The organism is Desulfoluna sp. (assembly GCF_030145185.1).
Classification (GTDB): domain Bacteria; phylum Desulfobacterota; class Desulfobacteria; order Desulfobacterales; family Desulfolunaceae; genus Desulfoluna.
Genome location: NZ_JAQYWB010000003.1, coordinates 120,600 through 130,841 on the forward strand (window position 1 = coordinate 120,600; position 10,242 = coordinate 130,841).

Consider the following 10,242-nt stretch of genomic DNA (forward strand, 5'->3'; position numbering starts at 1 on the left):
GGCTAATGTATCGCGGGGGGCTGAGGGATTCAAGCTAAAAAACGAGCGTTCGCTCTTTTTTCTTGACAGGGCCTCGACATTCTTCTTAGGATAAAACCCAGCAGCGATATCCCCGACCGGATATTGGATATGTGGCCGGCGGCGGCCCCTCTTGGAAGGGGTGTGGCCGTCGCCGATCACTCTAATTAAGGAGATCCTCATGGATTTTGGCGTATCGGAACGCATTGAGACCATCGTCTCAATGATCAACGAGTTTGTGGATCGGGAGCTGATTCCCATGGAGCCGGAGTATCTCGTGCATGATTTTAATGAGATGCTGCCGAAGATCCGTGAGAAGCAGGAGATGGTGAAGAAGATGGGGCTCTGGGCCCCCAACTTCCCAACGGAGTGCGGGGGTATGGGCCTGACGCTGTTAGAACATGGGCTTGTCTCCGAAGCGTTGGGGCGCTCTCCTTTAGGTCATTTTGCCTTCTGGTGCCAGGCCCCGGATGCGGGCAATGTGGAGATCCTCCACCTGTTCGGCACCGAGGCGCAGAAGGAGCGCTACCTGAACCCCTTGGTGGAAGGCACCATCCGCAGCTGTTTTTCCATGACCGAGGTAGACATGCCCGGGTCCAACCCGGTGATGCTGGAGACCACGGCGGTCAAAGAGGGTGATGACTACGTCATCAACGGCCACAAATGGTACACCACCAGCGCGGACGGGGCGGATTTTGCCATCGTCATGGCCGTGACCAACCCGGAGGCCCCTCGGTATCTTCAGGCCAGCATGATTATTGTCCCCAGCGACACCCCGGGGTTCAATATCGTGCGCAATATTCCGGTCATGGGCCATGAGGGGAGCGGGTACATGAGCCACGCTGAGATTCTCTATCAGTCGTGCCGGGTGCCCCAGTCGAACCTTCTGGGACCTGAAGGCCATGGGTTTGTCATCGCCCAGGAGCGCCTCGGACCGGGTCGTATTCACCACTGCATGCGCTGGTTGGGGATCTGCAGGCGTGCCTTTGACCTCATGTGCCGGCGGGCCAACGAGCGTGTTATCGCCCCCGATGGAAAAACCCTGGCCACCCGCCAGATCATTCAGGGCTGGATCGCCGAATCTGCCGCCGAAATGGAGGCGGCCCGTCTCATGACCCTCCATGCGGCCTGGCAGATCGATCAGGTTGGCGCCGCCAAGGCCCGGGACAGCATCAGCATGATCAAGTTTGTGGTGGCCAATACCATGAACCGCATCGTGGATCGCGCCCTCCAGGTTCACGGAGGCCTCGGCATGACCGACGACACCATCTTGGCCTATTTTTATCGCCATGAACGTGCCGCCCGCATCTACGACGGTGCCGACGAGGTCCATAAAACCTCCCTGGCCAAACGGATCCTGCGAAGCTATGAGGGCGGGAAGTGAGGTAGACAGCCTCTGTGGAACGAAAAGGTCCTCCGATGACAAGGGGGTAAGAAAGGGGTGCGCAAGGGTACCCTTATGTGACGTGTTTTTAAGACCTGTTTGTTAAATTTTTCAAACGTTTATCCCCCGGCAGGGCCGCCGGAGGCATAAGCTGAATAGATAAGGATAAGAAAAAGACGTGACAGACAAAAGTTTTGACGCATTTAAAAAAAGGTATGAGATCTCCCGGGAGGAGATGACCCGGGAGTTGTTCCGGGAAAACGCCGAATCGATTCGCGTGAAAAAAGAGGCGACGGCGGTGAGGAATCTGCAGCGGATCATCGAGGCCGTGTTCACCATCTCCAAGGTGAAGGGGTTCCAGGCCATGAGCATGCGGGACCTCTGCAACGAGAGCGGCCTCTCCATGGGGGGGCTTTACGGTTATATCAAAGGGAAAGAAGAGCTGCTGGCTCTGATTCAGGGTCAGGGACGTCGGCTCGTGGAACGGTTTCTGCTGGAGAGCCTCACAGACCTTACGGATCCGTTTGAAAAACTTGATGCCCTGATTCGGGTTCATATCTACCTGAGTGAAGTGGCCCGTCCCTGGTTTTTTTTCAACTTTATGGAATCGAGGCATCTCGGAAAAGAGGACCTCACCCAGGCTCTGATCATGGAGGCCGCAACCGAGAAGGCCCTTGCCGATCTGATCGAGGAGGGAATCGCCCTGAAAACCTTCGCCCCTTGTGATGCAGCGCTCCTGGCCGGTCTGATCAAATCCATGCAGCAGGACTGGTACCTGAAACGCTGGAAGTTCAGAAAACGGAAGGTCACCGTGGAACGGTATGCCGATGCCGTGATCGAGATGGCCTTTTTTCGGCTGGCTTTGTAGACAAAGATTGCCCCCCGGCAGGGCCGCCGGAGACTGTTTTTTATGTTCGCCTCATTCAAACTTGGAAAAGGAGAGCACATGAAGGATACGGCACAAACCATTCGTGAAGGAGAGGGCCTGGACGAGGGCGCACTGTATGACTGTCTGATGTCCAGCATTCCGGGGCTGTCGGGTCCCATGACCCTGACTCAGTTTCCAAGCGGGTTTTCCAACCTCACCTATCTTGTCCGGGTGGGGGAAAAAGAGATGGTGCTCCGCCGGCCTCCTTTCGGGGCCAGGATCAAGAGTGCCCATGACATGGGGCGTGAGTACCGCATCCTGAGTGCCTTAAGACCCCACTACCCTTACTGCCCCGAGCCCCTTTACTTTACGGAAGACCCAGAGGTGATGGGCTGCCCCTTTTACGTCATGGAGCGTATGGAGGGGATTATCCTGAGAAAGGAGCTTCCCGAGGATCTCTCCTACACCCCGGCGCAGGCAAAAACCCTTTGCGAAACACTTTTAGATGTTCAGGTGGCCCTTCACAGCATTGATGTGGAAAAGGCGGGCCTTGGTTTTTTGGGGAAACCCGAAGGCTACGTCAAGCGGCAGGTGGAGGGGTGGAGCAAGCGCTACCGCAATGCCCGAACCGAGGATGCCCCCGATTTCGAGGCGGTGATGGGGTGGCTGGTGGAGAAGATGCCGGTGGACACGGCCCGGCCTACCCTCGTGCATAACGACTACAAATTTGACAACATTGTCCTGGCCGAGGCCAATCCCATGGAGATCATCGGGGTGCTGGATTGGGAGATGGCCACCTATGGCGATCCCCTCATGGACCTGGGCAACTCTCTGGCCTACTGGGTGGAGAAGGGCGATCCGGAGGAGATGCAGATGATGCGCCTCATGCCCACCGATATGGAGGGGGCGCTGACTCGGGCGGAGCTGGTGGCACGCTACGGACGGCTGACGGGTCTCGATGTCTCAGGGTTTGATTACTATCTTTGCTTTGGTTTGTTTCGCCTGGCCGTCATCGCCCAGCAGATCTACCAGCGCTACCATCAAGGGCTGACACAGGACAAACGTTTTGCCATGTTGATTTTTGGCGTTCAGATCCTGGAGCGGGCGGCACTTTCTGTGATCGAGTCCTCGCACCTGTAATAGAATTTTTTTTTAACAGAGTCGTTTTACATTCCAGTGACTGATCTCTACCGGTTGCCCCACGGGCGCTGGCCGTTTATGCATTAAATCAGGAATCAATGGATCATGGGAGGTAGGTATGGCTGTATCTGTTTCGCTGAAGGGAAAAGTTGCGATTGTGACCGGCGCAAGTCGGGGGATTGGGGAGTCCATCGCCCTGTTGTTGGCCGAGGCCGAGGCCGAAGTGGTGCTGGTGAGTCGGAAGATCGAGGGACTTGAAGAGGTCAAGGCAAAGATTGAAGCGGCCGGGGGCAAGGCCCATGCCGTGGCCTGCAACACGGGACATCTCGATCAGATCGAGCATCTGATGGGCGAGGTGAAGCGGCTCTGTGGGCGGTTGGATATTCTGGTGAATAACGCGGCAGCCAACCCTCATTTCGGCTTTATGATGGATGCCGAGGAGTGGGCCTGGGACAAAATTTTTGACGTGAACCTTAAAGGTCCTTTTTTTATGATTCAGCATGGGTCGCGGCTGATGAAGGAAAATGGCGGGGGGTCCATCGTAAATGTTGCCTCAGTGAACGGCATCCGGCCCGCATTTTTTCAAGGGATCTACTCGGTGAGCAAAGCGGGCATGATCGCCATGACCCTAGCCCTGGCCAAGGAGATGGCCGCCGATAAGATTCGTGTGAACTCCCTGCTGCCGGGACTCACCGATACCAAATTTGCCTCAGCCATTACACAGGATGAGGGGATCATGAAGCAGGTGACTCAGCAGATCCCTGCAGGGCGTGTGGCTGAGCCTTCCGAGATGGCCGGTGCCGTTCTTTATCTCGTCTCCGATGCGGCCTCCTATGTGACGGGCAGTGCCCTGGTTGTGGATGGAGGAATGCTCGCCTGATATCGCGAAATGAGGAAATACATTCTGCACGGGCATGCTCTCGAGAAAAAAACAGGAGCATGCCTTTTTTATTGCCTGAATAATAGAAAAATAGACACCTGTAAAAGTCATGGACTTTTGTTGGATGAAGAGGAAGTTTGACTTTCTTCTGTGGTTTAAATGAGTTCATCCTTTGTAGTAATTGCAAATATATGGTAAGGATATCCAAGATATTCCTATAAATTTAGTGCCGTGCCCGGTGTTTTTCCGGGCGCGTAGCGTGCTCGCGGTTTGTGAAGGGTGGCCTTGCGGAACTTCTCGGGGCCTCAAGGGACAGCAATGGGTGAATTGTCTCTTGGGTTTCGTCTTTATTTTTTAGGACGTGGGGTCGTCTATTTTTTTTGTGTCCTGAAGTTTGTCGGGGGGGGGGCTGTTTTTTTTAGAGGCAAACTTTGCATTCATGTATTGGAGATAATCATATTATGCTGAAAGCAGGTATTTTTCTGGATGTAGACAACCTCAGCTTTAACGGTGGCTGGGGGATGCGCTACAGTGTCATTCGAGATCTGGTCACCGCTCAGGACACCACGATTGTTCGCGCCAATGCTTACCTGGCGGCGGATTTTGACCGTGAAGAGTTTGATCACGAATACCGCATGCGAAGCGAAGAATATCGCAACGCGATGCGAAGAGCCGGGTTTCACTTGATATTAAAACCCGTCAAACGGTATTTCAATGATGACGGGGACACGGTGGTCAAAGCCAACGCGGATCTCGACCTGGCCGTGGATGCCCTGCTCCAGTCTGAGAACCTTGATTATGTGTTGATCGGTACCGGAGATGGCGATTTCCTGCGGCTTGTCCGGGCGCTTCAGAACCGGGGCAAACGGGTGGATTTGCTCTCCTTTGACAACACCAGCTCTGAATTGCGCAGGGAAGTGGACAACAGCTTCTCCGGGTTTCTCGTGCCGGGCTTGATGCCCAGCCGGTTTGACACCAAACAACGGGAACGCGGCGTGATTTACTCGGTGAAAGAGGGCCGTGAATATGGCTTCCTCAATATGCGAACCGGCTTGGGTGTCGGTGATGTGCAGAGCAATGTCTTCTGCCACGTGAATGATTTCGAGCCCAAAATCGTCAGCGATCAGCTCATGCGGTACAAGCGTGAAGGGGCGATCCTGGAGTTTGATTCCATTGAGCAGGGCCCGGATAAATTCAAGGCGGAAAATATTTCGGTGTTCGACTGGAAGACCCGGTAAAAAATAAAAAACATCTTTTATTTATAAAATTGAGACCGATGTTTTCAAAGCGGGTAAGCTTGAAAAAAAGGCTCGTGATTCTTTAAGGATCACGAGCCTTTTGCGTTTCGTCTTTCCCCTTCTCAGGGCATCACCCCGTAGGTTTTGAGTTTTTTGTGGAGGGTTTTTCGTGTGATGCCGAGCTGCCGGGCGGTTTCGCTTTTGTTATTGCCGGTGGCATCCAGGGTGAAGAGGATGGCTTCTTTCTCCACCTCTTCGAGGGGTTTGATGGAATCGGGGGAGCCGCTGGCCGGTCGAACGGGATCCATTTGCTCCTCTTCCATCAGGCGCAGGGATTCGATGCCCACGTACTGGCTCTGGCAGAGGACCACGCCTCGTTCCACGGTGTTGATGAGCTCGCGAACGTTGCCCGGCCAGCGATAGCGCACCAGCAGATCCATGGCTTCCGGGGTAAACCCTGAGATCTCTTTCCGGTTTTTTGCGGCCAGGCTTTGGAGATAGTGTTGGGCGATGGGGGGGATGTCGTCACGCCGTTCACGAAGGGCGGGAAGGTAGAGGTCCACCACGTTGAGTCGGTAGTAGAGGTCTTCCCGAAATTTTCCTTCACGCACGAGGTCCGCCAGGTTTTTGTTGGTGGCGGTGATGACGCGCACGTCGATGGGAATGACGTCTTCGCCCCCGACCCGGGTGATTTCCCGCTCCTGAAGGACCCTTAAGAGCTTCACCTGCATGGAGAGGGGCATCTCCGAGACCTCATCTAAGAAGATGCTGCCTCTGTGGGCCTGAATGAATTTTCCTTCTTTGCGTCTCTGGGCACCGGTAAAGGACCCCTTTTCATGGCCAAAGAGTTCGGATTCCAGGAGGGATTCGGTGATGGCCGCGCAGTTTATTTTGACAAAGGGGCCTTCCCGCCTTGTGCTGTTGTAGTGCGTGGCCCCGGCAATGAGCTCTTTTCCCGTGCCCGATTCTCCGGTGATGAGGACCGTGGCTTCGGAGGTGGCCACCTGGGCCACAGTGTCTAAGAGCTGGGTCATGACGCTGCTTCGGGCGATGATGTTCTGGCGGTCGAACTGGCCCTTTAAGGAGAGGCGCAGCCGCTGGTTTTCTTCCTGAAGGCGCTGGCGTTCCGTGGCCCGTTCGATGGTGAGCCGGAGCTTGTCGAAGTCGATGGGTTTGGTGAGGTAGTCGTAAGCTCCGTTTTTCAAGGCTCCCACCGCCGTTTCGATGGAGGAATAGGCCGTCATGATGATGATGGGGATGGCCGGGTTGATCTTGTTGATTCTCTCCATGGCTTCCAGACCGGAGACCTTGAGCATGCGGATGTCCATCAGGATCAGGTCGAAGTAGCGATCTGTGACCATCTCAATGGCCGGTTCTCCGTCGTTGGCTTCAAATATGGTATAGCCCCACCCGGTAAGCAGGGTGGCCAGCATGGTTCGATGCGAGGTGTCGTCGTCAACAACCAGAATCGAGAAGTTTTTTGTCATGGTTTGTCTGCTCCGCTTTGGTTGGGATGACCAGGGTGATGGTGGTGCCTTCACCTTCGATGCTCTTGATACGGATTTCACCACCGTGGGCTTCCACGATGTTGTGACTGACGGCCAGTCCCAGCCCGGTTCCAGATGCTTTGGTCGTAAAGTAAGGGTCAAAAATGTGGGCACGGTTCTCTTCCGAGATGCCGCAGCCGGTGTCTGTGACCGTGAGAACAAGGTTTGCTGATCCCACAGGTCGGTTGACGTTTAAGTCGATGGTCCCTTCAGGCTCCGTGGCCTCAATGGCGTTTAAGAAGAGGTTGAGCAGGACCTGGCTGATCTTATCCGGGTCGAAAAAGGCTGTTTCCGGTGCGTCATCGAAGACGGTGGCGATGGTGATCCCTCGCTCTCTGGCCCGCATGCTGACCAGCTTGACGCAGTTGTCCACAAAGGGGTCGAGGGCCACCCGTTTCGGGGAAAGGCTTACGGGCCTTGCGAATTCGAGAAGCTGGCCCACCACCAAGTTCAGCCGGTCCACCTCTTTGATCATGATCTGGGCGATGTTCAGGTCGTTGGGGTTGTCCTTGTATCGCTCACTGAAGTAGGTGGCAAAGCCTTTGATGGAGCTTAAGGGGTTTCGTATCTCGTGGGCCACACCGGCGGCCAGTTTGCCGACTGAGGCGAGGCGCCGGCTTCGCTCCACCTCCCGTTTCAGGCTGCGCACCTCCGTCTGGTCCTTGAACAGGCAGATGTAGCCCGTGACGTGGTGCTCCTCGTCTTTCAAGGGGGCGGCGCTGACCTGAAGGGGCAGGGAGTCTCCACTGGCGGTGGTGCATTCCAGCTGATCTTCCACCATCCCGATGCCGTATTTAAGCTCTTGAATCCGGGCCGTGAACTCTTTGGGCAGCAGCCCCCGGGCCTCTTTGCCCGTGATGTTGTCGGGCAGTTGCATCACCTCTTTTGCCACATGGTTAAAGGAGAGGATCCGAAAGGAGCTGTCAAAGGCCAGAAGGCCGATGGGCAGGTTCTCCACGATGGTATCGGAGAAGGCTTTTATGCGGGAAAGAGAGGTGCGTGTAGATTGATAGGCCTGGATCATGAAGAGAAGGATCACGCCCCCGAATCCCGAGAGCAGCAACACCACCCCGGAGATGAGGGAGTCCTGCATTTCGATTTTTCCGGCCTTCTCCACGGAGCTCATGTCCAGCCCCACAAAGATGATGCGCTCGGGTGCCTTTTCTAATTTTAAGACGGCCTCGGGGAGGGTGTGGTTGTCATATTTTGAGATCTGCATCCGCAAAAGGCTGGACGCCTCCTGGGTGAATCTGCGGAAAATGACCAGGGTCTGTGTGCCGCCCTCTTCATGAATGATCTGCCAGAAGAGCCGGCCGGAGCTGGCAATGCGTTTTAAGTCCAGCTCCTTTCCCTGGTAGGAGAGGTTGAGACGTTTTCCCGCCAGGGAGGCCTTGTTGTGGGCAATGATGCGGCCGTTATCCTGCGCTACGAGGATATAGGAGATGTCGGGCTGGCGGGCTGTCTCGAAGAGGAGCTTCTGGAGTTTGCGGGTTTCCTGGAAGTTGTCGGCCATAAAACCGGTTCGGGTGCTGGCCTCAAAGGAGCGGATCAGGGCGGCCCCTTTTTCGATCAGAATCTGGATACTGTTTTCCCGCTGGCGTTTGATTTTGTCAAAGGTGACCCAGGAGGAGATGGGCAGAAGCACCACGACCGCTCCAATAAAGATCCAGGGCGGGACGTCCGACCAGAATTTCCGTTCCGATGGCATACAGGCTCTCTTGATTAATGGTTGAAACGCACCCGACAGGGACGGTGTCGGGCACCGCGCCCGTTGGCGCTCTTTTATGGCACAAGGCCAGAATTGATAAATTAGCAAGACCAGTGCCAGAGGGTGCCACCTTTTTTTCGAGGCCGATGCAGAATCCGGACAATCGAGGTCACAACCTCCTTGCCTGTAAGGTCAATATGAGGTGAGCGGGCACATGAGAACTCTTTTTCGGGGGGCGGATAACGGGTTTTTCTGGTGTCAGCACAACCCAGCCAGGGGGCCCACAAGTACGAAATGGTTAAAAAGTAGCCAGGCCGATCTGGCTACTTGAGAACCATCTGGTTAAAAAGTATCCAACATGCTGTCCGGGTCTGCAACAAAAAAAAAGAGGGGCCCTGTTGAAAAATGGGAGAAACAGGTTATCTTTTGTGAAATAGCAAGAGGTTATAAACTAACCCGGAAGGCTTGTTCTGGCTTTGGCACAGCGGTTGCAATGCACAACAGCAAGCCTCTTGAAGGCCCGGCTTAACCCACAAAACGCAAGACAACCCAAAGAAATCCTTTTCCCCCTTTTTTTGGAAATTCTCATAAGCCGGGTCCTTCGGAAGCTCTTTCACCTGAGACGCAACGTCTAAACCTAATGGAGCACCCCAAATATATGGCACACGCACGAGATATTGCCGCCCCCAGCGCGGTGGACCCTACACGTTTATTTACCTTGATGATGCTTTCCATTGCCCTTCTTTTTATCGCGGTTCCGGTTCGGGCAGAAGCGGTTAAGATGATCCCGGCAGATTTTTCAGCGTTGGCGGAAAAGGCCTCGCCTTCCGTGGTAAACATTCGGACAGAGAAGACCGTGAACGGCGGAGGTCGGGTTTCTCGGCATTTTCAAGGGGCCGATCCCAACGACCCGATGAATGAGTTTTTCGAACGATTTTTTGGGGATCAGCGTCAGCGCGAATTTAAGCAGCGCAGCCTGGGTTCCGGATTTATCGTCGATTCTACAGGGTATATCGTCACCAATAACCATGTGGTGGAAAATACGGATGAGATCAAGGTGATCCTCAAGGACGGTCAGGAGTATGACGCGACGATTGCGGGCAGGGACCCCAGCACCGATGTTGCCTTGATAAAAATTGAACCCAGAGAGCCCCTTCCCGCCCTTGAGCTTGGAGACACCCAGAATGTGAAGGTGGGGCAGTGGGTGATGGCCATTGGTAACCCCTTCGGCCTGGGCCATACCGTGACCGCGGGCATTGTCAGCGCCAAGGGGCGGGTCCTGGGCAGCGGGCCTTATGATGATTATATTCAGACCGATACATCGATTAACCCCGGAAACAGCGGGGGGCCGCTTTTGGACCTTGAGGGGCGGGTGATCGGGATCAATACCGCCATCATTCAGGGGGGACAGGGCCTTGGTTTTGCCATCCCCGTGAAACTTGCCGCCGGCATCATCGCC

The 10,242-nt window shown here is 55.0% G+C and carries 8 protein-coding genes; 6 read left to right on the forward strand and 2 right to left on the reverse strand.

The window, feature by feature from the left end:
• Window positions 1–199 precede the first annotated feature (199 nt).
• The 5 genes from Q1Q75_RS01600 (at window position 200) to Q1Q75_RS01620 (ending at window position 5,528) form a co-directional block, all read left to right on the forward strand.
• Window positions 200–1,402 carry an acyl-CoA dehydrogenase family protein gene (locus Q1Q75_RS01600; RefSeq protein ID WP_300667259.1) on the forward strand — a complete coding sequence of 401 codons (1,203 nt, stop codon included), beginning with the start codon at window positions 200–202 and terminating at the stop codon, window positions 1,400–1,402.
• Between the two features lie 178 nt (window positions 1,403–1,580).
• Entirely contained in the window at window positions 1,581–2,270 is a 690-nt protein-coding gene (locus Q1Q75_RS01605) for a TetR/AcrR family transcriptional regulator (protein ID WP_300667260.1), read from the forward strand.
• A gap of 78 nt (window positions 2,271–2,348) precedes the next feature.
• Window positions 2,349–3,410, forward strand: a complete 1,062-nt coding sequence (locus Q1Q75_RS01610) for a phosphotransferase family protein (RefSeq protein ID WP_300667261.1) — start codon at window positions 2,349–2,351, stop codon at window positions 3,408–3,410.
• Between the two features lie 118 nt (window positions 3,411–3,528).
• A complete protein-coding gene (locus tag Q1Q75_RS01615; protein WP_300667262.1) occupies window positions 3,529–4,290 on the forward strand; it encodes an SDR family oxidoreductase in 762 nt (253 codons plus the stop codon).
• A 461-nt stretch (window positions 4,291–4,751) separates the two neighbouring features.
• Complete coding sequence (locus Q1Q75_RS01620) at window positions 4,752–5,528, forward strand: NYN domain-containing protein (protein WP_300667263.1); 777 nt, start codon at window positions 4,752–4,754, stop codon at window positions 5,526–5,528.
• A 122-nt stretch (window positions 5,529–5,650) separates the two neighbouring features.
• On the opposite strand, the gene Q1Q75_RS01625 is transcribed toward Q1Q75_RS01620, so the two are convergent.
• Complete coding sequence (locus Q1Q75_RS01625) at window positions 5,651–7,015, reverse strand: sigma-54 dependent transcriptional regulator (RefSeq protein WP_300667264.1); 1,365 nt, start codon at window positions 7,013–7,015, stop codon at window positions 5,651–5,653.
• Window positions 6,984–8,783 carry an ATP-binding protein gene (locus tag Q1Q75_RS01630; protein ID WP_300667265.1) on the reverse strand — a complete coding sequence of 600 codons (1,800 nt, stop codon included), beginning with the start codon at window positions 8,781–8,783 and terminating at the stop codon, window positions 6,984–6,986. The genes Q1Q75_RS01625 and Q1Q75_RS01630 overlap by 32 nt, the downstream gene beginning before the upstream one ends.
• Before the next feature lie 658 nt (window positions 8,784–9,441).
• Between Q1Q75_RS01630 and Q1Q75_RS01635 the strand changes: the two genes are divergently transcribed.
• The coding region (locus Q1Q75_RS01635) for a trypsin-like peptidase domain-containing protein (protein ID WP_366945132.1) at window positions 9,442–10,242 on the forward strand (801 nt) is incomplete at its 3' end.